Annotated in this window: 25 protein-coding genes; 19 read left to right on the forward strand and 6 right to left on the reverse strand. The window is 62.5% G+C overall.

Annotation, left to right across the window (positions count from 1 at the left end; all coding sequences use genetic code 11):
• Window positions 1–57: 57 nt before the first annotated feature.
• The 11 genes from ACTRWK_RS08885 (at window position 58) to ACTRWK_RS08935 (ending at window position 10,044) form a co-directional block, all read left to right on the forward strand.
• A complete protein-coding gene (locus ACTRWK_RS08885) occupies window positions 58–939 on the forward strand; it encodes a hypothetical protein (protein ID WP_235183759.1) in 882 nt (293 codons plus the stop codon).
• Complete coding sequence (gene cbiB, locus ACTRWK_RS08890) at window positions 936–1,877, forward strand: adenosylcobinamide-phosphate synthase CbiB (RefSeq protein WP_037943710.1); 942 nt, start codon at window positions 936–938, stop codon at window positions 1,875–1,877. The genes ACTRWK_RS08885 and cbiB overlap by 4 nt, the downstream gene beginning before the upstream one ends.
• Window positions 1,878–1,889: 12 nt before the next feature.
• Complete coding sequence (cobD, locus tag ACTRWK_RS08895; RefSeq protein WP_037943711.1) at window positions 1,890–2,867, forward strand: threonine-phosphate decarboxylase CobD; 978 nt, start codon at window positions 1,890–1,892, stop codon at window positions 2,865–2,867.
• Window positions 2,864–3,718, forward strand: a complete 855-nt coding sequence (locus tag ACTRWK_RS08900; RefSeq protein ID WP_235183760.1) for an ABC transporter substrate-binding protein — start codon at window positions 2,864–2,866, stop codon at window positions 3,716–3,718. Before cobD ends, ACTRWK_RS08900 begins: the two co-directional genes overlap by 4 nt.
• A 3-nt stretch (window positions 3,719–3,721) precedes the next feature.
• Window positions 3,722–4,345 carry a cob(I)yrinic acid a,c-diamide adenosyltransferase gene (gene cobO, locus ACTRWK_RS08905; RefSeq protein WP_037943712.1) on the forward strand — a complete coding sequence of 208 codons (624 nt, stop codon included), beginning with the start codon at window positions 3,722–3,724 and terminating at the stop codon, window positions 4,343–4,345.
• Window positions 4,346–4,399: 54 nt separating this feature from the next.
• The gene (gene cobU / locus ACTRWK_RS08910; RefSeq protein ID WP_289081952.1) at window positions 4,400–4,936 is read left to right on the forward strand and encodes a bifunctional adenosylcobinamide kinase/adenosylcobinamide-phosphate guanylyltransferase; all 537 of its coding nucleotides are present in this window, start codon (window positions 4,400–4,402) and stop codon (window positions 4,934–4,936) included.
• 50 nt (window positions 4,937–4,986) lie between these two features.
• Window positions 4,987–6,012: a nicotinate-nucleotide--dimethylbenzimidazole phosphoribosyltransferase gene (cobT, locus tag ACTRWK_RS08915; protein WP_289081951.1), complete on the forward strand. Its 1,026-nt coding sequence runs from the start codon at window positions 4,987–4,989 to the stop codon at window positions 6,010–6,012.
• Window positions 6,012–6,764 (forward strand): adenosylcobinamide-GDP ribazoletransferase, encoded by a 753-nt coding sequence (locus tag ACTRWK_RS08920; RefSeq protein ID WP_037943715.1) that lies wholly within the window; start codon window positions 6,012–6,014, stop codon window positions 6,762–6,764. The genes cobT and ACTRWK_RS08920 overlap by 1 nt, the downstream gene beginning before the upstream one ends.
• Before the next feature lie 57 nt (window positions 6,765–6,821).
• Window positions 6,822–8,249 (forward strand): DUF6880 family protein, encoded by a 1,428-nt coding sequence (locus ACTRWK_RS08925; RefSeq protein WP_037943716.1) that lies wholly within the window; start codon window positions 6,822–6,824, stop codon window positions 8,247–8,249.
• A gap of 67 nt (window positions 8,250–8,316) precedes the next feature.
• Window positions 8,317–8,790 carry a CreA family protein gene (locus tag ACTRWK_RS08930; RefSeq protein ID WP_037943717.1) on the forward strand — a complete coding sequence of 158 codons (474 nt, stop codon included), beginning with the start codon at window positions 8,317–8,319 and terminating at the stop codon, window positions 8,788–8,790.
• Between the two features lie 93 nt (window positions 8,791–8,883).
• On the forward strand, window positions 8,884–10,044 hold the full coding sequence (locus tag ACTRWK_RS08935) for a lytic murein transglycosylase (protein ID WP_064217377.1): 1,161 nt from the start codon (window positions 8,884–8,886) through the stop codon (window positions 10,042–10,044).
• 28 nt (window positions 10,045–10,072) lie between these two features.
• Here ACTRWK_RS08935 and ACTRWK_RS08940 read toward each other — a convergent pair whose 3' ends face one another.
• The gene (locus tag ACTRWK_RS08940; protein ID WP_037963245.1) at window positions 10,073–10,954 is read right to left on the reverse strand and encodes a hydrogen peroxide-inducible genes activator; all 882 of its coding nucleotides are present in this window, start codon (window positions 10,952–10,954) and stop codon (window positions 10,073–10,075) included.
• A 164-nt stretch (window positions 10,955–11,118) separates the two neighbouring features.
• On the opposite strand from ACTRWK_RS08940, the gene katG reads away from it, so the two are divergent.
• Complete coding sequence (gene katG, locus ACTRWK_RS08945) at window positions 11,119–13,335, forward strand: catalase/peroxidase HPI (protein ID WP_289081950.1); 2,217 nt, start codon at window positions 11,119–11,121, stop codon at window positions 13,333–13,335.
• Window positions 13,336–13,415: 80 nt separating this feature from the next.
• Here the strand turns inward: katG and ACTRWK_RS08950 are convergent, their stop codons facing one another.
• On the reverse strand, window positions 13,416–14,432 hold the full coding sequence (locus ACTRWK_RS08950; protein ID WP_289081949.1) for a glycosyltransferase family 2 protein: 1,017 nt from the start codon (window positions 14,430–14,432) through the stop codon (window positions 13,416–13,418).
• Between the two features lie 214 nt (window positions 14,433–14,646).
• On the opposite strand from ACTRWK_RS08950, the gene ACTRWK_RS08955 reads away from it, so the two are divergent.
• From ACTRWK_RS08955 to ACTRWK_RS08975, 5 genes are all read left to right on the forward strand, one after another.
• On the forward strand, window positions 14,647–15,453 hold the full coding sequence (locus tag ACTRWK_RS08955; RefSeq protein WP_289081948.1) for a glycosyltransferase family 32 protein: 807 nt from the start codon (window positions 14,647–14,649) through the stop codon (window positions 15,451–15,453).
• A 75-nt stretch (window positions 15,454–15,528) separates the two neighbouring features.
• Window positions 15,529–17,283 carry a glycosyltransferase family 2 protein gene (locus tag ACTRWK_RS08960; RefSeq protein WP_289081947.1) on the forward strand — a complete coding sequence of 585 codons (1,755 nt, stop codon included), beginning with the start codon at window positions 15,529–15,531 and terminating at the stop codon, window positions 17,281–17,283.
• Window positions 17,284–17,401: 118 nt separating this feature from the next.
• On the forward strand, window positions 17,402–18,847 hold the full coding sequence (locus ACTRWK_RS08965; protein WP_340270474.1) for a hypothetical protein: 1,446 nt from the start codon (window positions 17,402–17,404) through the stop codon (window positions 18,845–18,847).
• Window positions 18,847–19,656 carry a hypothetical protein gene (locus ACTRWK_RS08970; protein ID WP_235183762.1) on the forward strand — a complete coding sequence of 270 codons (810 nt, stop codon included), beginning with the start codon at window positions 18,847–18,849 and terminating at the stop codon, window positions 19,654–19,656. Before ACTRWK_RS08965 ends, ACTRWK_RS08970 begins: the two co-directional genes overlap by 1 nt.
• Window positions 19,653–21,953, forward strand: a complete 2,301-nt coding sequence (locus tag ACTRWK_RS08975) for a sulfatase-like hydrolase/transferase (RefSeq protein WP_289081945.1) — start codon at window positions 19,653–19,655, stop codon at window positions 21,951–21,953. Before ACTRWK_RS08970 ends, ACTRWK_RS08975 begins: the two co-directional genes overlap by 4 nt.
• A gap of 43 nt (window positions 21,954–21,996) precedes the next feature.
• Here ACTRWK_RS08975 and ACTRWK_RS08980 read toward each other — a convergent pair whose 3' ends face one another.
• Genes ACTRWK_RS08980 through pcaC form a run of 4 tightly spaced genes read right to left on the reverse strand, consistent with a single transcriptional unit; the run spans window position 21,997 to window position 24,533 of the window.
• Entirely contained in the window at window positions 21,997–22,827 is an 831-nt protein-coding gene (locus tag ACTRWK_RS08980) for a 3-oxoadipate:acetyl-CoA acetyltransferase (protein ID WP_289081944.1), read from the reverse strand.
• Window positions 22,820–23,425 (reverse strand): protocatechuate 3,4-dioxygenase subunit alpha, encoded by a 606-nt coding sequence (gene pcaG, locus ACTRWK_RS08985; RefSeq protein ID WP_289081943.1) that lies wholly within the window; start codon window positions 23,423–23,425, stop codon window positions 22,820–22,822. The genes ACTRWK_RS08980 and pcaG overlap by 8 nt, the downstream gene beginning before the upstream one ends.
• On the reverse strand, window positions 23,425–24,156 hold the full coding sequence (gene pcaH / locus ACTRWK_RS08990) for a protocatechuate 3,4-dioxygenase subunit beta (RefSeq protein ID WP_289081942.1): 732 nt from the start codon (window positions 24,154–24,156) through the stop codon (window positions 23,425–23,427). Before pcaH ends, pcaG begins: the two co-directional genes overlap by 1 nt.
• Entirely contained in the window at window positions 24,153–24,533 is a 381-nt protein-coding gene (gene pcaC, locus ACTRWK_RS08995; protein WP_037963220.1) for a 4-carboxymuconolactone decarboxylase, read from the reverse strand. Before pcaC ends, pcaH begins: the two co-directional genes overlap by 4 nt.
• Window positions 24,534–24,767: 234 nt before the next feature.
• On the opposite strand from pcaC, the gene ACTRWK_RS09000 reads away from it, so the two are divergent.
• Window positions 24,768–25,880, forward strand: coding sequence for an S-(hydroxymethyl)glutathione dehydrogenase/class III alcohol dehydrogenase (locus ACTRWK_RS09000; protein ID WP_005852224.1), 1,113 nt, complete (start codon window positions 24,768–24,770; stop codon window positions 25,878–25,880).
• A gap of 176 nt (window positions 25,881–26,056) precedes the next feature.
• Window positions 26,057–26,515: a (2Fe-2S)-binding protein gene (locus ACTRWK_RS09005; RefSeq protein WP_005852225.1), complete on the forward strand. Its 459-nt coding sequence runs from the start codon at window positions 26,057–26,059 to the stop codon at window positions 26,513–26,515.
• The last annotated feature ends 1 nt before the right edge of the window (window position 26,516 follow it).

Consider the following 26,516-nt stretch of genomic DNA (forward strand, 5'->3'; position numbering starts at 1 on the left):
AAAAGCCTTGAATCCATAGGCCCTTGCTCTGTTGCCGTTTGCCCGCGGATGGTGAATATGTCGGCACCAATTCTCTCGCGCCGCACGAAAGCCAGTATTTTGCAGACAATTTTCGACAAATCAGGAGCGTCTGCAGAAACTCCACCTGTTTTCGGTCACTTCGGTGAATGGGTGCAGGGGCGGTTGGGGCCGGAGGGCCCTGTGGTTCTGGTCACGATGCTGTGCCGTGCACATGGGGTGCGGGCGCGGTTTACCCGCGGGGGGGCATTGGACCTGACGCAGGGTAAACCCGCAGCGGTGAGCCTCGCGCAGCTTCGACACCTGCTAGAGGCCGCAGGGGAAAATGGGGGCAGTTTTACCTTGTCTGGTAACCTTCCCGTCGGGGTCGGGGCCGGTGCATCCACTGCGGCGCTGGTGGCTTTGGCGCGGGCTGCGGGTATTGCTGAAGACCGTTTGCCGTCGCTGTGCTTGGCGGTGGAAGGGGCCACCGATCCGTTAATGTTACCGCATCCGGACCGCGTGATCTGGGCCTCGCGGTTGGCGCAAAGCAAGGGGGCGCTGGGCGCGCCGCCACGGGCTGACATCATCGGCGGCTACTTTGGCGAACCGATCCGGACCGATGCGGCGGATAGCGGTTTTGCGGATATTGCCGACCTGTTGCCAGCCTGGGAAAGCGCCGTGGCGCAGGGTGATTTGCCTCAGGTGGCGCGGTTGGCGCGCATCAGCGCAGATCGCACCACCGCGTTGCGCGGCCCCCTGAACGACCCGAGCACGATACTGGCGCAGCGGCTCGGTGCTTTGGGCTATGCGCGTGCGCACACAGGGTCCGCGCGCGCGTTCATCTTTGCGCCGGGCACCGCCCCCGATGATGCTGAACAGCTGTTGTCAGACCACGGGCTCACCGGTGCGATGCGGTTCACAACCGGAGGGGACGCATGATCGGTGCGGCGGGCATCATGCTGGGGTTTGTGATCGAGGCGGCTTTGTCCTGGCCTGCGCCGCTTTATGCGATAATCGGCCATCCGGTGTCCTGGATCGGCCACGCCATTCGCATGATCGAGACGCGGTTGAATAGCGCCAATACATCGCCCGCACGGTTGCGCCTGTTGGGCGGTGTCGGGGTCTGCCTCGTGCTTGCGCTTGCGGTCTTGCCTGCCATTGTGGTCGCCGCGTTGCTGCCGTCTGGCTGGGCGGGCTACGTTGTCGGCGGGCTGCTGGCGTGGCCCTTTCTGGCACCGCGGTCGCTGTTCGACCACGTCCAGGCCGTCGCTACGCCTTTGATACAGGGAGATATTGCAGGGGCACGCTATGCCGTCTCGATGATCATCGGGCGCGATCCTGATCAGCTGGACGCTGCCGCGATTGCCCGTGCTTCGATCGAAAGCCTGGCCGAGAATGCCTCGGACGGGGTGGTGGCTCCGGTGTTTTGGGGCGTGCTGCTGGGGCTGCCGGGGCTGGTGGCCTATAAGGCGATCAACACGATGGATTCGATGATCGGGCACCGGTCCGCGCGCTACCGTCACTACGGGATGGTGGCTGCGCGGCTCGACGATCTGGTCAATCTGATCCCGGCGCGGGCAACGGGGCTGCTGTTCGTGATCGTGTCGGGCCAGCCACGCCGCGCCGCCGCCGTGATGCTGCGCGATGCGCGTCACCACCGGTCCCCCAATGCCGGTTGGCCCGAAGGAGCGATGGCCGGTGCGCTGAACGTGCGCCTGTCCGGCCCGCGTGTGTACGGCGAAGAGATCGCGGATGAACCCTGGCTCAATGCCGAAGGAACAGCGGCCGATGCAACCACCCTGCGACGGGCGCTGACGCTTTACCTTCGCGCCATGTTCGTATTAGCAGTCGTGTTGGCGCTGGTGGCGCTGATCTGACAGGGGCAAGCGATGCGGGACCACGGCGGCAATCTGGATGGGGCGATCAAGGCGTTCGGCGGCGACCGCGCTGATTGGATCGACCTGTCCACGGGGATCAACACGGTGCCCTATCCGGTGGGGCCGATCTCGCCAGAGGCATGGACCCGTCTGCCCGAACGCAGTGCCCTTGCCGCGCTGGAAGACGCCGCGCGGAGGGCCTATGACGCAAACTGTGCTGTTGTGCCTGTGTCAGGGGCGCAGGCGGCGATCCAGCTGGTGCCGCGTCTGATCGCGCCCGGGCAAGCCGCGATCCTGTCGCCCACCTATAACGAACATGCCGCCGCACTACGGGCCGAAGGCTGGCAGGTCACCGAGGCCACCGATCTTGCGGCGCTTGAAGGGTATGCCCTTGCCGTGGTGGTCAACCCGAACAACCCCGACGGGCAGCGCCACGCCCCTGACACCTTGCGCGCGCTTGCCGAAACGGTCGAACTTTTGATCGTGGATGAAAGCTTTGCCGACCCTGATCCAGAGGTGTCGCTGGTCCGCGGCGGGGCCGAACTGCCGAGAAATATCCTTGTGATGCGGTCCTTTGGCAAGTTCTACGGGCTGGCGGGGCTGCGCTTGGGTTTTGTGCTGGCGGCAGCGCCTTTGGCCGAAAGGCTGCGCGCGATGACGGGGCCATGGCCCGTTTCCGGCATGGCGATAGAGGTCGCCTTGCGCGCACTGAACGACACGAATTGGGCGGCACAGACCACCGCGCGCCTGCAAGGCGAGGCGGCGCAATTGGATGCGATGGCGGCGCGGGCAGGGTGGGGGCTGGTAGGCGGCACCCCGCTGTTTCGCACTTACGCGACGCCGGATGCCAGGGCTGCGCAAAACGGCTTGGCCGCACATCACATCTGGTCGCGGATCTTCCCCTATTCCGACAGCTGGATCCGTCTGGGCCTGCCCGGACCGGCCGGTGATTGGGCCCGGTTAGAGACCGCGTTGGAAGACGGCGCGTGATCCGGCGGATCACTCTGACAGGGCGGCGGGTGCTGCTGGGGCTGGTGGCCGCTCTGATAGCCGTCACGTCAGCCAGCGCCGCAGACCTGCCCCGTGTGGTGTCGATGAACCTGTGCACGGACCAGATGGTGCTGCTACTGGCGGATTCTGATCAAATCACCTCTCTCAGCCGATTGGCGCGCGATCCGCGATCGTCGTCGTTGGCGCAGGAAGCCTCGGCACATCCGCAGAACGCGGGCGGTGCTGAAGAAATATACCTTTCCGCGCCGGATCTGGTGTTGGCGGGGCAATACTCCGACAAAGCGACCCTTGCGATGCTGCGCCACCTTGGCCTGCGGGTAGAGCAGATGCCGATCACCAAGGCGCTTGACGATATTCCCGCGCAGATCCGGTGGATGGGCGACCTCTTGCAACAGCCCGCGCGGGCAGAGGCGATGGCCCGCGACGTCGAACAGACATTGGCCGCACAGCCCGCATTGGCCCCCGATGCCCCTGTTGCGGCGTTCTATTACCCGAACGGTTATTCGCTGGGGGTGGATACTTTGGGCCACGACATCGTGACCACCGGCGGACTGCGCAACCTCTCGCAGAAACTCGGACGCCGGACCAGCGGGCGTCTGGCGCTGGAAGAACTGGTGATGAACGCCCCCGATGTGCTGGTCACCACGACACCCTATCCCGGAGGTTCCCGATCCGAAGAGATCATGCTACATCCTGCGCTCGCACAATACGCCAAGACCGGCCGGATGGTGTATAGCTCGCCCGATTGGGTCTGCGGCACGCCGTTGGCGTTGCGGGCGGTGCAAGACGTACGCAGGGCAGGCAACCAGATACGGCACGAGGAGAGATAACAGATGACCGACAGCACCCCAGACCAGAACAAGCGCCACGCCGAAAAGATGGCGAAGGTCCAGACGGCCCGCGCCAAGATGATGGCGGAAAAGACCGTGACCAAGGGGTTGATCATCGTCCACACCGGGACCGGCAAGGGTAAAAGCAGCTCTGCCTTCGGGATGATCATGCGCTGCATCGGGCACGGGTTCCCCTGCGCGTTGGTGCAGTTCATCAAGGGCGCACGGGTGTCCGCGGACCGTCAACTGCTTGAGGACCGCTTTAGCGATATCTGTCAGGTCTATGTGATGGGCGAGGGCTTTACCTGGGATACGCAAGACCGCGAACGCGACATCGCCGCCGCCGGACGCGCATGGGAAAAAGCCAAAGAGCTGATCCGCGACCCCAACAACCGCATGGTGCTGCTCGACGAGCTCAACATCGCGCTGCGCTATGGCTATATCGACGTGCAGGATGTGGTCGATTTCCTGCAGGCCGAGAAGCCGCATATGACCCATGTGGTGATCACCGGCCGCAACGCGCCCGACGCCTTGATCGAGATTGCGGATCTGGTGACCGAGATGAAGGAAATCAAACATCCTTTCCGCAAACAGGGTATCGCCGCACAGGCCGGTGTGGAATTCTGATCGCCACCGGGGCAGGGCATTCGCCCGCGCCCCGCTTGGCAAAGGGCGGATATCATGGACAAGATCACGCTGGTCACCGGCGGTGCAAAATCGGGCAAGAGCCTTTTTGCCGAAAACCACCTACGCGCCTACGGGCTGCCGCTGGTCTATATTGCCACCAGCCAGGCCTTCGACCCCGAGATGGAGCACCGCATCGCCGCACATAGGGTGCAACGCGGTGACGGTTGGGACACGGTGGAGGAGCCCCTTGATCTATGCGGCGCGCTGAAGCGTACCGATGGGGCGGGCGCGCGGCTGGTCGATTGCATGACGCTGTGGCTGTCCAACGTGATGCACGCCGAACGCGACTGGCAGGCGGAGCTTGAAAAAGTGCTGGACAGCTTGCGTGCACAGTCCTCTCCGGTGGTGCTGGTCACGAATGAGGTGGGCGGGGGCATCGTGCCGATGTCCGCGCTGGCACGGCGCTACCGCGATGCCTCGGGCCTGATGAACCAGCGCATTGCAGCGGTGGCGGGGCATGTCGTCTTGGTCAGCTGTGGTCTGCCCCTGACGCTGAAGGGCAGTGCGCAGGCTCCGGCCTCGCTTGCCTGACCCATGATCCCGACATACGATAGATTTCCAAACGAAAGAGACCCCTTTGCATGGCGCATGTGACTTTTCCCCTGACTTCCCTGTCCGACCTTGACGCGCTGACCCGCGATTTGCCTCAGGTTGATGCCGTCGCCCAAGACGCCGCGCGCGACCGGCAGAATGCGCTGACCAAACCGCCCGGATCACTGGGCCGGCTGGAGGAACTGGCGGTGTTCATGGCGGGGTGGCAGCAACAGGCGATGCCGCAGATCGACATGGCGCAGGCCCTCGTCTTTGCCGGTAACCACGGGATCTGCGCGCAGGGGGTGAACCCTTTCCCGCAAGAGGTGACAGCCCAGATGGTGCAGAACTTCAAGGCGGGGGGCGCTGCGATCAACCAGCTGTGCCGCACCAACGACGCGCAGCTGTCGGTGATTGATCTGGACCTTGACCGCCCCACGGCCGATTTCACGCAAGGCCCCGCGATGAGCGAGGCGGACTGTGTCGCGGCTCTTAACGCAGGGGCGGCGGCGCTGCATCCGGCGGCCAGTGTCTTGATCCTGGGCGAAATGGGGATTGGTAATTCGACGGTCGCGGCAGCGCTGACGGCGGCGGTCTTTGGTGGGGCTGTGCAAGATTGGGTCGGGCGCGGCACCGGTTCGGACGACGAAGGTCTGCGCCGCAAGGTCGACGCCATCACCCGCGGACTTGCCCGCCACGCCGCTACCCCGCAGGATGGGGCGTCTATCCTGATGACCTTGGGCGGGCGCGAGCAGGCGGCGATCTGCGGCGCGGTGCTGGCCGCACGGCAACGGCGTATTCCGGTGATCCTTGACGGGTTCATCTGCACCGCCTCTGTCGCACCGCTTTTCGCGCTGGCCCCTGCGGCGCTGGACCATTGTCTGATCGGGCACCTGAGCGTCGAGCCCGGGCATAAACGTCTGCTGGATGCGATCGGCAAGACGGCCGTGCTTGATTTCGACATGCGGTTGGGCGAAGGATCGGGCGCCGCGCTGGCGCTTGGTATCCTGCGCTCGGCGCTGGCGTGCCACAGCGGCATGGCGACCTTTGCCGAAGCCGGCGTGGCGGACGGCTGATGCTGCGCGCCCGGGTGGCAGAGGCGCGGCTGGCGATGCTGCTGCTGACCCGTATCCCCGTGGGATATCTGCGCGATCCGATCCCGGCGACAGGAGCCTCGGCCTGGGGCTGGCCTTTGGCGGGGGCGGTCGCGATGCTGCCTGCCGGTCTGATCTACTGGGTGCTGCACGCGGCGGGCTTTGGCCCGACGGTTGCGTCCCTTGGTCTGATCTTTGCCACGACACTGCTGACCGGCGCGATGCACGAAGACGGGCTGGCCGATATGGCCGACGGGTTCGGCGGCGGGCAGACCCGCGCGCGCAAGCTCGAGATTATGCGCGACAGCCGCATTGGCAGCTACGGGGTGATGGCCCTGATCCTGACGGTGGCGCTGCAGGTGGCGCTGATCGCACGGCTGGATCATCCTGCACTGGTCGTGCCTGCCGCGCTTGGTCTGTCGATGGCCAGCCGCGCGATGCTGCCGTTCTGGCTGGCGCGGATGCCTGCCGCGCGGGCCGACGGGCTGGGGCACGGCGCGGCGCAGGTGCCGGCGACTTGCGTCTATATCGCGGTCGCCTTTGGCTTGATTGGGCTGCTGCCCTTGGGCTTTGGCGCGGCGGCGGTGATCTTTGCGGGGGTCGTCGTGGCCACCGCGCTGGTGGCCGCGCTGGCGCTGCGGCAAATCGGCGGGCAGACCGGCGACGTGATCGGCGCGATGCAGAAACTGGCCGAACTGGCGGGCTGGGGCGTCACCGTCTATCTCTTTGCCTGACGCGTCCGAGCCGCGTGCCCCCTTTGACGGGCCGCAAATCCGATGTAGCAAGGCCCCATGTCGAAAAAGACCCTGAACACCGCAAATCTTGCCGCCCTCGGGGCGGAGCGGCTGGCCGAACTGTTGATCGAGGTCAGCACCGGCAGTGCCGATATGAAACGTCGTCTGCGGCTTGAGTTGAGCCACAACCTAGGCCCTGCTGAACTCGCGCGTGATGTGCGCAAGCGGCTGGTCACAATCCGGCGGGCCAAAAGCTATGTCGGGTGGCGCAAGCGGACGGCGCTGATCAAAGACCTGCGCACCCAATCCGCGATGATCATCGACAATATCGCCCCAGACGCCCCCGCCGACGCCTTCGACCTGCTGTGGGAGTTTCTAGCGCTTGCCCCTTCGGTCATGGATCGGGTGGACGACAGCAAGGGGGACGTGGGGGCCGTCTTTGCCGATGCGCTTGCTGAGATCAGCCAGATTGCCGCCCGCGCCCCGCTGGACCCGATCGCGCTGGCGGAACGCACGTGGGAGGCGGTGCAGGGGAATACGGATGGCGCTTTTGACGGGATTATCACGCGCATGGCCCCGTCCTTGGGCGACAGCGGGCTCGCACATCTGAAGGAGCTGATCCAGATATTCGAGGCCGCGCCGCTGGACGCGACAGAGGATCACCCCGCCTTGCAATTCCTGCGCGAGCTGCGCGGGCGCAATGCGAACTACGCCGCACAACGCAAAAAACGCTTTGTCCAGATGCATCTGCGCGAGGTGGCCTTGGCGCAGGGGGATACGGAGACCTACATCTCGCTGTTCTCTCCCACCGATCTGGCGCGGCCCACCGTCGCGGTCGAGGTGGCGGCGCTCTGGTCGGCCGCTGGCAATCACGATGCCGCGCTTGATGTTCTTGAGGGTGCGCGCCCCAAGGGGAAAGAGGCGGGGCGGCAGGCATGGGACGCGGCCTATATCCACGCGCTGATCGCATCGGGGCGCGAGGACGAGGCGCAAGCCCACCGCTGGCGCTGTTTTACCGAAACGCTCGACCCCGAGATGCTGCGGGCGCACCTCAAACAGCTACCGGATTTCGATGATCTTGAGGTAGAGGAGGCCGCCAAGGCCCATGCGGCCACGTTCAAGGATCTCAACGCGGCGATCGCCTTTTTCCTCGCGTGGCCCGACCTGCGCGGGCTTGCAGCGATGATTGAAGCACGCGCCGAGACGTTGAACGGCACCCATGTCGCCCCTCTCTCTGATGCCGCCGATGCGCTGCGGGCGCGCCATCCTCTGGCGGCAGCGCTGTGTTGGCGCGCCATGATCGAAGCCGCGCTGTGGGAAAGCGCCAAGTCGCGCTACGCGCAGGCGGCAGATCACCTGATGGATTGCGCCGCCGCGGATATCGAGATCGAGGATTACGGAGTTTTCGAAGGCCACGACGCCTTTGTCCGGCGCCTGCGCAAACGCTATGCCCATAAGGCGGGGTTCTGGACGCGGGTCACCTGATCTGCGCGTGCTGGGTCTTTTCTTGCGGCGACGCGGGAACCAACAGGCACGCCGCGCGTATGGATGCATGAGTATTTTCAAACGCGCCGCCTTCGCCCCCATTGCCGCCCTTGGCTTTTCCCTTCCTCTTGCAGCTACCGCTGATGTGGTGGGCAATGTCGATGTGGACTGGCTGGGCAATGACATCGTGGTAGAGGCGGTCCAAGACCCCGAGGTCAAGGGCGTTACCTGCCATCTGGCCTATTTTGAACGCGGTCTGATCGACCGGCTGCAAAAGGGCAATTGGTTCGAGGACCCATCGAATTCCTCCATCTCTTGCCGCCAGACCGGCCCGATCGAGATTGGGGACATCTCGCGCGATGACGAGGGCGAGACGGTGTTCAGCGAACGCCGGTCCGTGATCTTCAAGACGCTGAAGGTCAAACGGATTTTCGACGAGGAAAACAACACCTTGGTCTATATCAGCCACGCGCGCGATGTGCAGAACGGATCTGCCAAAATGTCGATGTCGACCGTGCCGCTCTACGTGCCGACCAAATAGGCAAAGCTTTGCCAAGGCGTATCATCCGCTTTGCCCGCCCCCGTGCTTCGGCTATTCTATGCCGAAGTCATAACAAACAAGGGCGCGGGCAGTATGAGCATTTCTCGAAGAAGTTTCACCGTCGGATTGGCAGCATTGGGTCTTGCGGCCTGTAGCACCGGCAACAGGGCAGGCAGCTTTGCGCCGCGCAGCGATGCGGGGCTGGCACCGGACCTGCAACCCCAACCGAACGCGGGCTATGACGCGTGGGTTTCGGCGTTCAAGTCACGCGCTGCGGCGCAGGGCATTTCCGACAGCACGCTGCGTCGTGGCTTTGCGGGGGCGGGCTATCTACCGGGGGTGGTCAAACGGGACCGTAACCAGACGGAATTCAGCCGCTCGCTTGAAGATTACCTTGCCATTGCAGCATCGGACGAGCGTGTCACCAAAGGACGCGCAGCATTCGCGCGCCACCAGGGCGTGCTGCGCCAGATAGAGGCGCGCTACGGCGTGCCTGCCGAAGTTGTTACCGCCGTGTGGGGGCTGGAAAGCTTTTACGGGGAACGGCGCGGGAATGTGCCGGTCGTGTCGGCGACATCGACGCTGGCCTATGACGGGCGTCGCGGGGCCTTCTTCGAGAAACAACTGATCGCGGCACTGCGTATCCTTGAGCGCGGCGATGTTTCGGCTGCCGGTCTGACCGGAAGCTGGGCCGGCGCCATGGGCCACACGCAGTTCATCCCCACATCCTATCAATCCTTTGCGGTAGATTTCACCGGCGACGGCAAACGCGACATCTGGTCTGACGACCCGTCGGATTCACTTGCCTCCACCGCCGCCTATCTGGCGAAGTCGGGCTGGAAGTCCGGCCAGAAATGGGGCGCAGAGATGGGCACCGCGGCGGCAAGCTCTGCGACGCCGGTGCAGATCCTCCAGCCGGATGCAGGCGGGCCGCGCTTTGCGATCTTTAACAACTTCAAGGCGATCAAGCGCTATAACAACTCGGACAATTACGCGATTGGCGTCGGGCATCTGTCGGACCGTATCGCAGGGGGCGGGCCTATTCAGGCCAGCTTTGGCCCCGATAAATACGGGTTGACCATTGACGACCGCAAGGCGTTGCAAGAACGGCTGACCGCCCGCGGTTTTGACACGGACGGCACCGATGGTGTGATCGGCCCGAACAGCCGCAAGGCGATCACCGCCTATCAGCAAAGCCAGGGGCTGCCCGCAACCGGCGACCCGTCGCGCGAGCTGCTGGCGCGGTTGGGCTGATACCGCGATGAAACGATGATCCGCTCGCTTAGGTCGGGCGGATCAGGTCGGCGATTTCGGACAGTTTGCTGGCCAGCGGGCTGGTCTTGCGCCAGATCATCCCCACACGGCGCGTCGGTTCGGGCGCGGGAAAGGCGTTGACCGCCACCTGCGCCGACCGCGTTTCCACGGCGACGGCCATCTCGGGGATCAGCGTCACGCCGATGCCCGCGCCGACCATCTGCACCAGCGTGGACAGGGAACTCGCATCCAGCCCCTCGCGCGCGGTTTCCGACTGCATATCGCAAAAAGACAGTGCCTGATCGCGAAAGCAATGCCCTTCCTCAAGCAGCAGTAACTTCATCTCGTTCAGATGTGCGCTGCTGGGGATCGGCTTGCCGCGATCAGCCTCGGGGCGCACCAGCATGAATTTCTCGTCAAACAGGGTGACTTCGGTGAGCGAGGGTTCTGACACGGGCAGGGCGACGATGGCGGTGTCGATCCGCCCCTCAGTCAGCTCGGTGATCAGCCGCGGGGTCATGGTTTCGCGCACGTGGATATCCAGCGCGGGGTTCATCCGGGTCAGCTTGGTGATGATCGAGGGCAGCAGATAGGGGCCGATGGTGGGAATGATGCCGATTCTCAGCCGGCCCATCAGCCCGTCCTTGGAGGCGCGCGCCATATCCTGAAGCTCGTCCACCCCCTGCAAGATCGCCCGCGCGCGCGGCGCGAAATCGACGCCAAAGCTGGTCAACGTGATATTCCGCCCGCCGCGATCAAAGAGGGGCGTTTGCAAGTTCTGCTCCAACTCCTTGATTTGCACGGATAAGGCGGGCTGCGAGATCGCGCAGGCCTCGGCGGCGTGGCCAAAGTGACGGTGATGGGCAACGGCCTCGAAGTAGCGAAGCTGTTTAAGGGTGATGTTGGTCATAGTTAATTATTATCAAACTGATAGGAAATGCCAACTTAAACTAATCAATAACTGCTGTTAGAACAATTCCAGAAAGACGGGGCAGACCGTATCGCGCCCCCGACATCCATCCCCCGTGACGCGGTGCAAAGCCGCGCACCAGACAGATAACATCGGAGACCACCATGGACGGAAATGACGTCGAAAACATCAGCAAATGCCCGGTCGTCGGCAGCCACGGCCGCAACTCAAAGCGCGGTGCGCGGTCGTTGAACGAATGGTGGCCGAACCAGCTGAACCTCAAGCTGCTGCACCAGAACACCATCGATTCGAACCCGCTTGGGCCAGACTTTGACTATGCCGAAGAGTTCAAGAAGCTCGACGTTGACGCGGTCAAGGCTGACCTGCATGCGCTGATGACGGATTCGCAAGACTGGTGGCCCGCGGACTATGGTCACTATGGCCCGTTCTTCATCCGTATGGCATGGCACGCGGCAGGCACCTACCGGACGGCGGATGGCCGTGGCGGGTCCAGCACGGGCACGCAGCGTTTCGCGCCGCTCAACAGCTGGCCGGATAACGCCAACCTCGACAAGGCGCGCCGCTTGCTGTGGCCGATCAAGCAGAAATACGGCAACCAGATTTCTTGGGGTGACCTGATCATCCTGTGCGGGAATATCGCGCTGGAATCGATGGGACTGAAAACATTCGGCTTCGCCGGTGGCCGCGTGGACCGTTGGGAACCCGAAGAGGATGTCTATTGGGGTCCCGAAGACGAATGGCTGGGCAACAAACGCTACAGCGAAGAGCGCGCGTTGGAAGACCCGCTGGCCGCTGTGCAGATGGGCCTGATCTATGTGAACCCCGAAGGGCCGGACGGCAAACCCGATCTCCAAGGCTCTGCCAATGACATCCGCGACACCTTTGGCCGGATGGCAATGAACGACTATGAAACGGTCGCACTGATTGCGGGTGGTCACACCTTTGGTAAGGCGCATGGTGCCGTGGGTGGCGAGAATGCCGGCCCCGATCCCGAAGCCTCGCCACTGGAAGCACAGGGCTTTGGCTGGACCAACAAGCACGAGACAGGCCACGGCATCCACGCCCTGACCAGCGGGCTTGAAGGCGCATGGTCGCAAACTCCGACAAGCTGGGACATGACCTATTTCGACAACCTGCTGGGGCTCGAGTGGGAAATGACCAAAAGCCCTGCCGGTGCCGTGCAGTGGACCCCAAAGAACGGCGACGCCGCAGGCACCGTGCCGGATGCGCATGACCCGTCCAAGCGTCACGCGCCTATCATGTTCACCTCTGACCTCGCGCTGCGCGAAGACCCCGAATATTTCAAAATCTCGAAGCGCTTTCACGAGAATCCCGAGGAATTTGCAGACGCATTTGCCCGTGCCTGGTTCAAGCTGACCCACCGCGACATGGGACCGATTGCCCGCTATCTGGGCAAGGACGTTCCCAGCGAAGAGCTGATCTGGCAGGACCCGATCCCCGCCGTGACGCATACGCTGGTCGATGACGCAGATGTGGCATCGCTGAAAGCCAAAGTGCTGGAGTCGGGGCTGAGCGTTCAGGAACTGGTGGCCACTGCTTGGGGCTCTGCCGCGACCTTCCGCGGGTCCGACAAGCGCGGCGGTGCAAATGGCGCGCGCATCCGTCTGGCACCGCAGAAAGACTGGCCAGTGAACGAACCCGATCAGTTGGCCAAAGTGCTTGGCGTGCTGGAAACGATCCGCGCAGACTTCAACAACGCGCAGTCGGGGGACAAAGAAATCTCTGTCGCTGACCTGATCGTGCTGGCCGGTGCCGCCGGTATCGAGAAAGCCGCCAAGGACGCGGGCCATGACGTGACCGTGCCCTTCGCACCGGGCCGCGGCGATGCCTCGCTTGAACAGACCGAGGTTGACTCGGTTGCCTATCTTGAACCCGTCACCGACGGTTTCCGCAACTTTGCCAAGACCCGCTATTCGGTCACCACGGCAGAGCTGCTGGTCGACCGCGCCCAGCTTCTGACGCTCACCGCGCCAGAGATGACGGTTCTGGTCGGGGGGATGCGTGCACTGGACGTGAACGTGGGCCGCGCCAAACACGGCGTGTTCACCGATGCGCCCGGCACGCTGAACAACGACTTCTTCACCACGCTGCTGGATATGGGCACCGTGTGGTCGAAGGCGGAAGAGACCGCGACGGACGACATCTATGAAGGCCGCGACCGCGCCACGGGTGAGCTGAAGCACACCGGGACCGCTGTTGATCTGCTTTTCGGGTCGAACTCGCAGCTGCGCGCGATTGCAGAGGTCTATGCAGGTGATGTCGCGAAAGACAAATTCGTGACCGATTTCATCGCCGCCTGGACCAAGGTGATGAACCTCGACCGTTTTGACCTCGCCTAAGGGTAGGTAACGAGTGCCAGGGGCGCGGCCGGTATCCGGTCGCGCCCTTTTTTGTGTCGTGGTGTCAGATGAAACAGGGCTTAGCTGCCCGCGTGGCGCAGCAGATGGGCCTGTGCCTGCTCTGCCGTGGGCGGGGTGCTGCTGCCCAGCAACAGCAGATGCCAGTAGAATTGCACTTCTGCCGGATCGGTCATCAATGCGGCAAAGCTGTCATGGTGCCACTGCACCGCCCGCGCGTGCGCATTGGCCACACCGGGCAGGGCGTGCAGGCGGGTGACCTCTGCCATTGTGGCGTCCAGCATCGGGTCGATCATCGTGTCAGCGACGGTGTTGAAATTACGCTCCGCCCAGTAATGCAGATCCAGCCGCTTTGTCGTCCGGTTGGGCAGGCCGCGCCCGCGCTTGACCATAAACTCGCCCGCCGAGCGCAGGGAATAGTGGTTCAGCCGCGCGCGCGCTTGGCTCTGCATCACGCCGAACAGGTTGATCCGGTTGTCATTTTCGGCAAAGCCCCCGGGGGCGGCCTGAACACCCCCGAGATTCCACAGCGGGCTGACACCGCGCTTTTTCTTGGGCCGATGCACGCCGAGCTTCTGAAAGGCAGCGGGCCGGTGCAGGGTCTTGAAGAAGCTTCCCGCAGGCAGAAAGAACGGATCAGGGGCCGCATGGCGAAACCGCAGCGGGGTGAGCATATCTTGCAACGCCTCTTGCCCGTCCGCGCCGAAAAACCGCCACGGCAGGGCAATCGCGTCGGTATCCGCGGGGACAGAGGCGATCAGATCGGGCAGCCCGCGCATCGGTGCTGCGAGGGTTAGAAACTCATCCGCGTCGAAAAACAGCGCCCAATCGGCCTGTTTCATCAGATCATGGCGATCGGCCAGACGCATGGCCTGCCATTGCACCGATGTGTCGCCCTCGGGGGTAAAGGGCACATGGGTCACATCATCCAGCAGGTCCAGCAGGGCCGGCGTGCCATCGGTGCAATCATGGGTAAAGATCAGAAAATCCGTCACCCCCGCCGCGCGGTGATGCGCGATCCATTCTAGGCAATAGGGCCCTTCGTTACGCATGCAGGTTACGGCAAGGATACGTGTCACGGGCGGGCAGTCCCTTGGGTCAGGATATCAAAGGTTGGGTAAATGACTCTCATGCGGGTCAGGGCAAGTCAATCGTTGCCACAGGCGATGCCGCGTCGGCTTAGGATTGTTTACAAGCCGGGGTCGGCTAAGCTATCGTTCTGCCAATGTATTTGAAACCACCACGGTGCATTTCAGCCCCGCGTTTCGCGCCACCAGAGAGGCCCCATATATCATGAACACCCGTCGCCCTGTCGCCTCCCTTTGGATTGGCGAAAAGCTTCATTATCTGAACCAGCTTTGCCTCAAGTCCCATGTCGTTGCAGGTCATAAAACGATCCTGTATTGCGCCGATAAAGTCGACAACGCCCCCGAAGGGGTCGAGGTGCGCCCCGCGTCCGAGATCATGGACATTGACCGCGAGCTGGTCGCCGCGACCAGCGCCTCGTTTCTGTCGAATGTGTTCCGCTACAAGATGATCCAGAAGACCGGCGCGATCTGGATCGACTGCGACGCTTTCTGCCACCAGCCTTTCCCCGAGGATCAGGAATATATCTTTGGCCGCCACGGCATGTCTGGCGCTCTCAACTGTGGTGTCGTGGGGTTGCCGCAGGAATGCGAGTTGATGGATCAACTGCTGGATTACTACGATAACCTGCCGGACTATCCCGCATGGTGGAACAAGAACCAGCGCAAAAAATACGACCGCCAAGACCCCAAACTGACCCACGCGCACCGCATCTATAATGCCGAGCGTACGGCCTTTGGCCCACAGGCGTTTACCTATTTCGCCAAGCAGACCGGCCAGTATGAAAAAGCCAGCGAACGCGAGGTGCTGTATCCGGTGCCGTTCCAGTTGAACGACATCTTCTATGACCCGCATGGCCGCGTCGAAGGGCATTTCACCGGCAAAACCCTGTCTGTGCACCTTTATACCAATGGCACGAAACCGTGGTGGGAAAAGAACGAACCTCTGCCCGGTTCCTATGCCGCGCGGATGTGCGAAAAGATCGGGATCGACCCGTCCAAAGCGCTGCGCTAAGCCGCGTTACGAAGGGCCTTTGCCATCAATCTGAAACCGCACACCAGCCGGCACGGCAAGCTGCTGGCCATCTCTATGATGAAGGACGAGGCACCATTCCTGCTGGAGTGGTACGCCCATCACCTTGCCGTGGGGTTCACCAAGATACTCGTTTACACAAACGATTGTTCCGATGGCACCGATGACATGCTGATCCGGCTTGAAGAGCTGGGTCTGGGCTACCACCGGCGCAACGATATCCCCGAAGGGGTGAAGCCGCAGCCATCTGCGATGAAATACGCGCAGGCCGAACCCAAAGTCGCCGAGGCCGACTGGATCTTGATGTTCGATGCCGATGAATTCCTCTGCATCAACTATGGCGACGGCACGCTGGACCCGATGCTGGACGCGGCGGGGGATGCCAACGGCATCGTGATCACCTGGCGCATCTTCGGCTCTGGCAATGTGGTCGATTGGTCGCGCGATCCGGTGACCGAACAATACCTCTATGCGGCCCCGCCGACGTGGAACAAGGGCTGGGGCGTCAAGACGCTGTTCAAGTTTGACCCTGACAAATGGAAAATCGGCATCCATCGCCCGTCGATCAAGAACAAGCATCTGGAGACCGGCTTTCCCGACACTGTGAAATGGCTCAACGGATCCGGCCAGCCGATGGAGGATTACTTCAAGTTCCGCGGCTGGCGGTCGATCCGGCGCACCGTGGGCTATCAATGGGCGCAGATGAACCACTATGCGGTCAAATCGGTCGACAGCTATGCGATCCGCAAGTTTCGCGGCAATGTGAACAACAAGAAAGACAAGTATAACGCCGACTACTGGTCGCTGCAGGACCGCAACGAGGTCTACGACGACAAGATCCTGCGCTATACTGAACGGCGCAAGCAGATCATGGAGGAGCTGCTGACTGATCCGGTTCTGTCGCGTCTCCATTATGCCGCTATCGAAAAGGTCGAGGCACGGCTTGAAGAATACCGCGCGACCGACGCCTATGCAGAGCTGAAGCAATCGCTGCTTGAGGCATCCGAGGTGCCGATCACGCAGATCGTGGCCAAGCCGCCCAAGGCCCGCGACCCCGAAGAGATCGCCAAGCTGATGTCTCAGGTCGAGAAAAACGTCGCCGACCGCCCCGCCGAGGAACGCCGTAGCGTGCCGGAAGCCGCATTCGCGGATGTCGCAGAGGGCGGCGACGGGTTCGTTCCGGGCGACATTGACGTATCAGTTCAAACGGCGGTGGACTGGGTGCCCAACCACGATATCGCCCTGCCTGCGGATGTACGTATCTTTGCGCAAAGCACGCTCGAGCTTGTGATGCGCGGCAAATACCAAAGACGCATGGCGCGCATGACCGGGCGCATGGTCGAGGATGGCCAAAAGGTGCTCGACCTTGGCGCGGGGATCGGTTTTCTGTCGATTCATGCCGCGCAAACGGTGTCAGGTGCGACGGTTTTGGCGCAAGAGGATAACAGCTCGCGCTTGGCGATCATGCGCGACGTGCTGGACCATAACGCGCTTGAAATGGGCGACCGTTTGTCCATGATCAACGCGCCGGTGATCTGCGACAACGATGCCGAAACCCTTGCGCGGGTGAACCAGATGATCGCGGACCATCAGCCGGATGTTCTGCGCATCAGCTACGAGGAACTGGGCGGCGGATTGCTTAGCCGGGTGACGCTTGGCCCTGTGACGCGTGTCGTGTTGTTCGGGCCTGCCGTGGCCGCGTTCCATGCACAACGGAGCAAGGTCAAAGACCCGAGCCTTTCGCCCGACCAGGACCAAAGCATGCCCGAGTTTGTTATCATCGAGCCAAAGCAGACTGCCCATGCGACCTGAGACGGCTTTCCCGAAGGGGATGGCGGCTACGGTGCTTTTGCCGCCTCGGGGATGGTGACATAAACGATGCTGAAGGGGGCGCGAAACGGCGCCCGACCCGCCAATAGGAACGTATCAAATGCCAGACCACGCCCCCAGTAAACGCGGTGTCCTTCTTCGGGCAAAGAACGGCGACGTGATCGGCTTTGACGAAACGGGCCTGCGCCTGAACCTCTCGGACAGTGTCATCGCGGATATCCACCGCCGCCTGCCCGCTGGGGGGCAGGTGCTGCCCGTCGATGCGGCTGTGTTGGGCGATGTCGATGCGTGGAACCTTCGAGAGCAGGGGGAATGGTACGTGTTTGACGCGAACCTGCCCGGTGCCCAAGGCACGCGGCAATTCCGCCGCAAAATCACCGCTGCCCCGGACGCCAGCGCGCCTGACATTATCGCCGACACGTCGGGTGCGGTCTTTGGTGTTCTGGCCATCGGGGGCACGCGGCGGGCGGTGACTGCGGATGAAACACTGTCCTTCCCCTACCACGTGGTGACCACCGGTGATGACCTGGGGCCCGCTGGGGCTGCGGGGACAGAAACGCTGGCACCCACTGACCTGATGCAGCGCCTGACCGAACAGACCCGCGACAGCCTGATCGCCGACGAAATTCTGCGTCGCAGGCACGCGGAGCACCGGGCCTTGCCACTGCTTTATGCGCGCACCGAAACCGATAGCAGCGCCAGCATCACCGCGTTGATCGACGGGGCCGCCCTTACCAGCTTTCATCAGACTGTCGCCAACCTTTGTGCCGCCGCGCGCGCATTGGGTAAACCGGCCAAGGTCCTGTCTGTGGGGCTTGATTTCACGCTCGAAGATGTTCTGAGCACCGGACCTGAATGGTGCGCCGCCATGCACGCGCTGATGCGCCGTATCACGGATATCTTCGCCGACCACGGCTTGCGCAAGCCGCTGTTTACGGCTGTCTTTGATGCAGGGACGCGGGATGTATCGGACTCGGACGTGCTGCGCGCGCAGTGGGATTTGGCATGGAACAAGGGCGGGCACGATCACGTCTACGCGGCACCGGGCTATATGTTCGCGCTGGATGAATTTGGCCGGCCCACAGATATCGCGCGGCTGCAAATGGCCGAGATGGAAGCCTGCGCGATCGAGGCGCGCAACAGCGACCAGCCGTGGAACTGCCCCGTTCTTCTGCTGGCAGAGCGTGAGCTCGACAACCCCAGCGTGATCCGTTGCCGCGGGGAGGGGATGGGCCCCTTTGTGCTGGATGCCGCCGACCCGCTGAATGCCGGTGGTGCCTGTGGTTTCCGCCTTGAAGGGGACAGTGCCGGTGCCAAGATTACCAGCGTGCAGGTTGATGCCAAAGACCGTAACGATCTGCTGATCACCTGTGACAAGCCTCCGACGGGGGAGGGGCTGACGCTGTGTTACGCCATCGGGGCCGCACCCAGCGACGACGGGATGCCCGCCAATCGAGGGGCGCTGCGCGACGGGTTCTGCTATGCCAGCCGAACCGGAGAGATGTTACACCGTTGGGCGCTGCCTGCCGCGCTGCCGGTGCACTGATGCAAGATATCACGCCCCTTTATGTCGATATCGACCTGCCCGAAGGTGCCTTGTTGCGCGATGACGCAGCGCAGGCCAGCGTCGTGGACGCCTGTCACCCCAATGATGCGCAGGCGGTCTGGTACCATGCCCATGCCCCCGCCATGACCTTCAATGCGCAAAAGGCGATTACCCAATGGGCCGCCGAGAACGGACTTGGCCCGCGCGCGCGCCCTGTCGATCCGAATGACGACAATGGCACGTTGCTGGAGGGCGGCGGGGTGGCATTCACGCGCGGGGTGAACTGCGGCTTTGTCGTTGATGCGGCACTGGTCGAGCAGGACTGCTTCTGCCTTGCCATCCGCGTCACTTCGCCCGACGCAGAGGCGCGTAGCCTCCTGACGGTGAACCCCGACGCCAGCGACAACTACCTGTTTCTCAGCGAAAGCGAGGGCCGGCTGATCTGGCGGGATGATGCGGGTATGGTCGAGGTCTCTATCCCCGCACCGGGTAAGGACTATTGGGTGCTGGCAGGTTTTGACCAAGGGCAGTTGCACCTGACCGCCGCACCGGTCGGGGATGTGTTTCCAATCCCGCAGAAGAGCACCCGACCAAGCGCTGAACTGGCGGCGGCGTTGAACGGTGTGGCTGATCTGTTCATCGGCTGCCGGTCCCACCGCAAGGGGATCCTCAAGACCCTGGGCACATCGGTGGTGCATGACGTGCTGATCTGGCTTGATCATGCTGCCAGCACGCCCGCCGCCCTTGAACAGGTCGCGCGCACTTGCCGCTATGCCGAAGCGCCCCGAAACACAGGGGAACGCCCATGAGCTTTACCAGAACCGACACCGCTGGTGGCAATATCTGTGTCATCTGGATCGATGACATGATCGATATTTTCACGTGGCGAACGGCCTTCGGGCTGCAGATCAGCACGCCCAATATCGACCGCTTCATGTCCGAGGGGACGCGGTTTTCCAACGCCTATGCCACCGTGCCGCTGTGTGCGCCGTGCCGGGCGGAACTGGCGACGGGCTTGTCACCGTTTCGCACGGGTCTGGTCGATCTCAACCGGTTTTGGCGCGATATCTTGCCGCCAACGGCGGGCTGGCAATATGATTTGCGCCGCAACGGGTTTCGCACGTTCACAACGGGCAAGGTCGACAGCAACTACAAACCCATGCCCCATGAGTATGCGCGCATCCTCTTTCACGAACAGCCTGAGGCAAAGGATGCGGGGCGGCGATCCAAGGTCAAGAAATACCTCGACAAGGGGCCGGGGATCGCGGGCGTCAACCATCCCGATGACGATGGCAGCCAGGATGACCGCTTCTACGACAATAGGGTGGCGCAGAACGCGATCGACTATCTGGATCGGGCCGACCCTGCGCGGCGGCACCTGATCCAGCTGGGCTTCAAGCACCCGCATTACAACCTGCAATGCCCCGACCGCTTCTATCAGCAGTATGATCCCGACCAGATTGTCTGGCCCAAGTCAGCCGCGCCGGAAGATTACTTTGGCCCGCAGGAGGGCATGGCCGTCTACGAGGCCGCCTATATCGCCAACGGTCCCTGGACCCCGGAGAAGGCGGGCGATCATGCGTGGCGACAGGTTGTACGCGCCTATTTCGCGGCCATCAGCCATGTGGATGCGGAAATCGGCCGCTTCATGGACGCCTTGCGCGGTTCGGAGTTGGCGCAAAATACCACCGTCCTGTTGCTGTCAGACAATGGGTTCAACCTTGGCACCCACGACAGTTTCCACAAGATGAGCCAGTGGGACAGCGCCGCCCATGTGCCGCTGGGGATCTGGCACGCAGGCATGACGCAGGGCCGCGTGGTCGAGATGCCCGTATCGCTGCACAATGTGCCCAAGACGATCATGGACCTGGCGGGGCTGCCATACCGCCCCGACTGGACGTCGGGCCAAAGTCTGCTGCCGCTGATCGATGACAGTTTCGGATCGTATGACGACAGCAAATCTCCGGTGACGAGCGTTTTCGGCACGCTCTCCGTGCGCGCCGCCGATCCCGATCTGAGCCAATACCGCTACTTCCGCTACCCCAACGGCGAAGAGCATATCTATGATCTGGTCGCCGACCCCGGCGAGACGACGAATATCGTGGAAACGGCCCCTCTCGACGCGTTGCGCCGGACGATGGTGGATAATGCGCTGGACCTCGGGCTTGACCTGCGCGGGTTCGAGAACCCGCAGCGCGGGGTCAATGCGATGATGGCGCTGGACGGCTCTGTGGTGCTGGCGGGGGGCACGGCGGATAATGATTATTGGGCCTATGGGGCCAATGCCGAAAAGATTTCGGAAGATGAAGACGGCGGCAATGATACGTTGTGGTATATGGCGGGGCCAGATGACTATGTGCTGCACATGCCCGCCTATATCGAGAATATCCGCATCGCCACTGTCGTCGCCCGGGAAGAGCAAGACCCATCGAAGGGCAAGCCCATTGCGGTTGTGGCGCATCCCGATACCCCGATGAACTTCGAAACCTCCGAAAGGGTCGCGGTGAACGTCCAAGGAAGCCGCGGGGCCGATGTGATGATCGGTGCAAAATACGCGGGCGCGACCTTCTATGGCGGTGCCGGCGACGATATGTTGATCGCCAAATCAGGGCGCGGCAAGGATGTGCACCTGTTCTACGGAGGCGCGGGCAATGACACGCTGATCGGCGGCAATGGGCGCGACATCCTCGACGGGGGCGCGGGCAACGACGTGATCCGTGGCGGGGCAGGGCGCAGCAAGATCTACGGCGGGCCGGGCAATGACGATATTTCCGATGGCGAAGGCGGGTCCGAAATCCACACTGGCCCCGGCCGTAACCGCGTGAAATCCGCAGGCGGGGATGATAAGATCTATATCGGCAGCGGGCACAACACGATTGAACCCGGCAAAGGGCGTGCGACCTTCCACGTGGCTTATGGCGGCGTGACGACACTTACCGGATGGGAGGACGACTATACGCTCGACCTATCCGACTGGCCGGCCGCCCCGACCATCACAATCGACGAAGGCCGTGGTGCGGAACTGAGGCTCGGCGTCGCCGTCGTGCGGATCAACGCCGCCGTCAGCGCCAGTCAATTACAGTCGCAAATCCAGCAAAGCCGATGAAAGTGCTGTCGCCCGCCGAAAGCCCGGGGCGACAGCGGATGCCTTAGGCGCTGCGCAGCCCCAGAATCTCGCGCGCCTGCTGCCAGGTCGCCACGGGGCGTTCGTATTTCTCGCATAGATCCGCGGCGCGTTTGATCAGCGCCGCGTTGGATGGGGCGAGCGTGTTACGGTCCAGACGCACATTGTCTTCCAGGCCGGCCCGCGTGTGACCGCCCGCCGCAATCGCCCATTCGTTTACGACGATCTGGTTCGGCCCGATCCCTGCGGCACACCACGCGGCCTCGGGCGCGCGGGCTTTCAACTGCGCGACGTAGAAGTCAAAAACCTCTTTATCCGCTGGCATGGCGTTTTTCACCCCCATGACGAATTGCACATAAAGCCGCCCGAACAGCTTGCCGTCCTTGTGATGCTGGATCGCCTGTAGGATGTGGCTCAGATCAAAGGCTTCGATCTCGGGCACAACCTCATGGGCGCGCATTTCGGACGCCAGCCAATCCACCAGAACCGGCGGGTTCTCGTAGACGCGTGTGGGAAAGTTGTTCGACCCCACCGACAGCGAGGCCATATCGGGCCGCAGGGACAGCATGCCGCCGCGCGCCTTGCCCGCACCTGACCGCCCGCCGGTCGAGAACTGGATGATCATCCCGGGGCAGTGTTTCTCCAGCCCCTCTTTCAACCGCGCGAATTTTTCAGGGTCAGAGGAGGGTGTCTCGTCGTCATTGCGCACATGGGCGTGGCAGATGCTCGCCCCGGCTTCAAAAGCTTCATGCGTGCTTTCAATCTGCTCGGTGATCGTGACGGGCACGGCGGGGTTGGCGGCTTTGGTCGGTACGCTGCCGGTGATGGCAACGCAAAGAATGCATGGATCAGACATCTAGGAACACTGTTTCTTTCTCGCCCTGAAGGTAAATATCAAACCGATAGACGCCATCGGTTTCTTTCTCCGCGATCAGGGTCGCAACGCGGTTTTGATGTTCGATACGGGTCAGCAACGGGTCGGCGCTGTTATCGGCATCGGGGAAATACATACGTGTATTCAAGCCGATATTGATCCCGCGCGCGACGATCCACAAGCTGATATGCGGGGCCATCATACGCCCGTCGGGAAAGGGCACGGCGCCGGGGCGGATGGTGTCGAACTGCCATTCGCCGGTGTCATAATCGCTCGCCTTGCGCCCCCATCCGGTAAAGTTCGGATCGGCGGCCCCACGGGGGTCATTGCCCGGATAGAGCCCCGCCGCATCGGCCTGCCAGATCTCGACCAGCGCGTCTTTCAGCGGCGTGCCGGTGCCATCATAGATCGTGCCCTTCACCGTGATCCGTTCGCCTTTGGTCTCGGCACTGACCATACGCGCGCCCAGATCCTCGGGGTAGACGCCGGTGATGTCGCAAAAATTCGGCACGCAGCCGATATGCACATAGGGCCCTGCGGTCTGCGACGGGCTTTCTTTCAACTGGGTCAGCTCTTGCATCAGTTCCCCTCCATCCGGTTTTCAAACATGGTGGACCGGCGGCCCCTGAGCACGATGTCGAATTTATAGGCCCGCGCATCCATTGGCACGGTATTGTCCATGTCCAACGGCGCGATCAACTGCTCTACCGCGGCGCGCGACGGGATCGTCTGCACGATGGGGCATTTCCAGATTAGCGGATCGCCCTCAAAATACATCTGCGTGATCAAGCGCTGCGCAAAACCCTGCCCGAAAACGGAAAAGTGGATATGCGCAGGGCGCCAGTCATTCACCCCATTGGGCCAGGGGTAGGCACCCGGTTTGACCGTGCGCAGGCTGTAGCCGCCGTTCTCATCGGTCACCGTGCGGCCACACCCACCAAAATTGGGGTCGAGCGGGGCCAGATAGCCCTCTTTCTTGTGGCGATAGCGCCCGCCCGCATTGGCTTGCCAGAATTCGAGCAACACGCCAGGCACACCGCGCCCGTTCTGGTCGAGCACACGACCATGCACGATGATCCGCTGGCCAATCGCCATCTCGCCTTGGGCGGCGTAGTTGAGGGTCAGGTCATTATCCCGCGCCCCCAGCATATTGTGGCCAAAGACCGGGCCGGTCTGCTCGCTCAGCGTGGTATTCATCGAGATCAGCGCCTTTTGCGGCGACCGCACCACCGATGTCTTATAGGCCGGTGCCAGCGCGGGCGGGTGCCAGCTCCGGTCACGGTGAAAGAACGCTCCGTTCTGATCGGTCATTCGGCGGCTTCCATTTCCTGATAGGTCTGTTTGGCGAGTTTAAGCGCATGGTTCGCCTTTGGCACCCCCGCATAAATGGCAACATGCTGGAACGCCTCGATCACATCGGATTTGCTGGCACCGGTATTGGCGGTGGCGCGGATGTGCATCGGGATTTCCTCGAAGTTGCCGGTTGCCGCCAGCAGTGCCAGCGTCAGCATCGACCGTTCGCGGCGGCTGATCTTGTCGCTGGCCCAGACGGTGCCCCAGGCCGCTTCGGTGATCAGACTTTGGAACGGCGCGTCCAACTCGGTCTTGGCGGCTTCAGCGCGGTCCACATGGGCATCGCCCAAAACGGCACGGCGGGTGGTCATACCGATCTCGGTTCGGTCGGCCATGTTTTTCTCCTCGGTCACGGTGGGTGTTCATTGTCGCGCTGCCGATTGGACAGGAAAAACACGCGGCGCGCAAACGCATATCCGCCCTTCCAAATGGATGAAAATCCCGGGGGAGGGGCCGCAAAGCGGTGCCGGGGGCAGCGCCCCCTTATGCCTGTCCGGCATCCCCCTGACCTTGACATCGCAGCGCTTTTTCGTCCTTTTGGCCGAAACAGCAAAAGGACGCTTCTTATGATGAAAACACGCGCCGCCGTCGCCGTTGCCGCAGGGCAACCGCTTGAAGTGATGGACGTAAATCTCGAAGGCCCCAAGCGGGGTGAAGTCCTGATCGAAATCAAGGCCACCGGCCTGTGCCACACCGATGAATTCACCCGTTCGGGCGACGACCCCGAAGGGATTTTCCCGGCCATTCTGGGCCACGAGGGCGCAGGCGTCGTGCTTGAGGTCGGCGAGGGCGTTACCACGCTCGAGGTCGGCGATCACGTGATCCCGCTTTACACGCCAGAATGCCGCGAGTGTGAATATTGCCTGTCGGGTAAAACCAACCTCTGTCAGGCGATCCGCGTGACCCAAGGCCAAGGGCTGCTGCCCGATGGCACCACGCGGTTCTCGATGATGGATGGCACGCCGATCCACCACTACATGGGCTGTTCGACCTTCGCCAATCACACGGTCATCCCTGAGATCGCCCTTGCCAAGGTCCGCAAGGACGCGCCCTTTGACAAGATCTGCTATATCGGCTGCGGTGTGACTACGGGCATCGGCGCGGTGATCAACACCGCCAAGGTAGAGATCGGCGCGCGCTGCGTGGTCTTTGGTTTGGGCGGCATCGGGCTGAACGTCATTCAGGGCCTGCGCATGGCGGGGGCCGACCAGATTGTCGGCGTCGATCTGAACGACGACAAGGAAGAGACAGGCCGCTACTTCGGCATGACCGACTTTGTGAACCCCACCAAGGTCGAGGGCGATATGGTCGCGCATCTGGTCGAGCTGACCAAAGGCGGCGCGGATTACACCTTTGATGCCACAGGCAATACCAAGGTCATGCGGCAGGCGCTTGAAGCCGCGCATAAGGGCTGGGGGGAGTCGATCATTATCGGTGTTGCACCGGCGGGGGCCGAAATCTCGACCCGTCCGTTCCAGCTGGTCACGGGCCGCGTCTGGAAAGGCACGGCATTCGGCGGGGCCAAGGGCCGCACCGATGTGCCCAAGATCGTGGATTGGTACATGAACGGCAAGATCGAGATCGACCCGATGATCACCCACAAGCTGACGCTGGACCAGATCAACGAAGGGTTCGAATTGATGCACAAGGGTGAATCCATTCGCGCCGTCGTTGAATTCTAAGCGCGAATTCGTAAAACTTGCGACAAACGCCGTCCTCACGGGGGCGGCGTTTTATGTTTTCTGAAACCCCTCGTGACACGATGTTTTGACGTGAGGGCACGAAGGGATGCGGGACAGATTGGGTTTACCACCCCGATTCCGCTGGTATTTATAGAGTGAACGTCGGGAGACAAGGCATGAAACTTACAGTAAATGGCGTGACCCATGATGTGGACGTCGAGGAAGACATGCCCATGCTCTGGGTCTTGCGCGACGTTCTGGGGATCACCGGCCCGAAATACGGCTGCGGGATCGCGCAATGCGGGGCCTGCACCGTGCATATGGACGGGATCGCGGTCCGGTCGTGCCAGTTGGCTGCGGGCGATGTCGAGGGTGAGATTACCACCATCGAAGGATTGGGCTCTCCGGCGGTGCGCCATGCGGTGCAGGAGGCTTGGATCGACCTGCAGGTCGCGCAATGCGGCTACTGCCAATCGGGGCAGATCATGCAGGCGGCCTCTTTTCTCGAGCTGAACCCGACCCCTACGGATGACCAGATTGACGCCGCGATGAGCGGGAACCTCTGTCGTTGCGGCACCTATCCCCGTATCCGCGAGGCGGTTAAATCCGCCGCGATCAAGCTCAAGGCGGTGTGAT

Source organism: Sulfitobacter sp. G5_S2_6_S6 (assembly GCF_054968505.1).

What these genes read in the sequence shown, in the direction of transcription:
- ACTRWK_RS08885 (WP_235183759.1), top strand. Translation starts at nt 58, where the DNA reads ATGTCGGCACCAATTCTCTCGCGCCGCACGAAAGCCAGTATTTTGCAG.
- cbiB (WP_037943710.1), top strand. Translation starts at nt 936, where the DNA reads ATGATCGGTGCGGCGGGCATCATGCTGGGGTTTGTGATCGAGGCGGCT.
- cobD (WP_037943711.1), top strand. Translation starts at nt 1,890, where the DNA reads ATGCGGGACCACGGCGGCAATCTGGATGGGGCGATCAAGGCGTTCGGC.
- cobO (WP_037943712.1), top strand. Translation starts at nt 3,722, where the DNA reads ATGACCGACAGCACCCCAGACCAGAACAAGCGCCACGCCGAAAAGATG.
- cobU (WP_289081952.1), top strand. Translation starts at nt 4,400, where the DNA reads ATGGACAAGATCACGCTGGTCACCGGCGGTGCAAAATCGGGCAAGAGC.
- cobT (WP_289081951.1), top strand. Translation starts at nt 4,987, where the DNA reads ATGGCGCATGTGACTTTTCCCCTGACTTCCCTGTCCGACCTTGACGCG.
- ACTRWK_RS08920 (WP_037943715.1), top strand. Translation starts at nt 6,012, where the DNA reads ATGCTGCGCGCCCGGGTGGCAGAGGCGCGGCTGGCGATGCTGCTGCTG.
- ACTRWK_RS08925 (WP_037943716.1), top strand. Translation starts at nt 6,822, where the DNA reads ATGTCGAAAAAGACCCTGAACACCGCAAATCTTGCCGCCCTCGGGGCG.
- ACTRWK_RS08930 (WP_037943717.1), top strand. Translation starts at nt 8,317, where the DNA reads ATGAGTATTTTCAAACGCGCCGCCTTCGCCCCCATTGCCGCCCTTGGC.
- ACTRWK_RS08935 (WP_064217377.1), top strand. Translation starts at nt 8,884, where the DNA reads ATGAGCATTTCTCGAAGAAGTTTCACCGTCGGATTGGCAGCATTGGGT.
- ACTRWK_RS08940 (WP_037963245.1), bottom strand. Translation starts at nt 10,954, where the DNA reads ATGACCAACATCACCCTTAAACAGCTTCGCTACTTCGAGGCCGTTGCC.
- katG (WP_289081950.1), top strand. Translation starts at nt 11,119, where the DNA reads ATGGACGGAAATGACGTCGAAAACATCAGCAAATGCCCGGTCGTCGGC.
- ACTRWK_RS08955 (WP_289081948.1), top strand. Translation starts at nt 14,647, where the DNA reads ATGAACACCCGTCGCCCTGTCGCCTCCCTTTGGATTGGCGAAAAGCTT.
- ACTRWK_RS08960 (WP_289081947.1), top strand. Translation starts at nt 15,529, where the DNA reads ATGATGAAGGACGAGGCACCATTCCTGCTGGAGTGGTACGCCCATCAC.
- ACTRWK_RS08965 (WP_340270474.1), top strand. Translation starts at nt 17,402, where the DNA reads ATGCCAGACCACGCCCCCAGTAAACGCGGTGTCCTTCTTCGGGCAAAG.
- ACTRWK_RS08970 (WP_235183762.1), top strand. Translation starts at nt 18,847, where the DNA reads ATGCAAGATATCACGCCCCTTTATGTCGATATCGACCTGCCCGAAGGT.
- ACTRWK_RS08975 (WP_289081945.1), top strand. Translation starts at nt 19,653, where the DNA reads ATGAGCTTTACCAGAACCGACACCGCTGGTGGCAATATCTGTGTCATC.
- ACTRWK_RS08980 (WP_289081944.1), bottom strand. Translation starts at nt 22,827, where the DNA reads ATGTCTGATCCATGCATTCTTTGCGTTGCCATCACCGGCAGCGTACCG.
- pcaG (WP_289081943.1), bottom strand. Translation starts at nt 23,425, where the DNA reads ATGCAAGAGCTGACCCAGTTGAAAGAAAGCCCGTCGCAGACCGCAGGG.
- pcaH (WP_289081942.1), bottom strand. Translation starts at nt 24,156, where the DNA reads ATGACCGATCAGAACGGAGCGTTCTTTCACCGTGACCGGAGCTGGCAC.
- pcaC (WP_037963220.1), bottom strand. Translation starts at nt 24,533, where the DNA reads ATGGCCGACCGAACCGAGATCGGTATGACCACCCGCCGTGCCGTTTTG.
- ACTRWK_RS09000 (WP_005852224.1), top strand. Translation starts at nt 24,768, where the DNA reads ATGAAAACACGCGCCGCCGTCGCCGTTGCCGCAGGGCAACCGCTTGAA.
- ACTRWK_RS09005 (WP_005852225.1), top strand. Translation starts at nt 26,057, where the DNA reads ATGAAACTTACAGTAAATGGCGTGACCCATGATGTGGACGTCGAGGAA.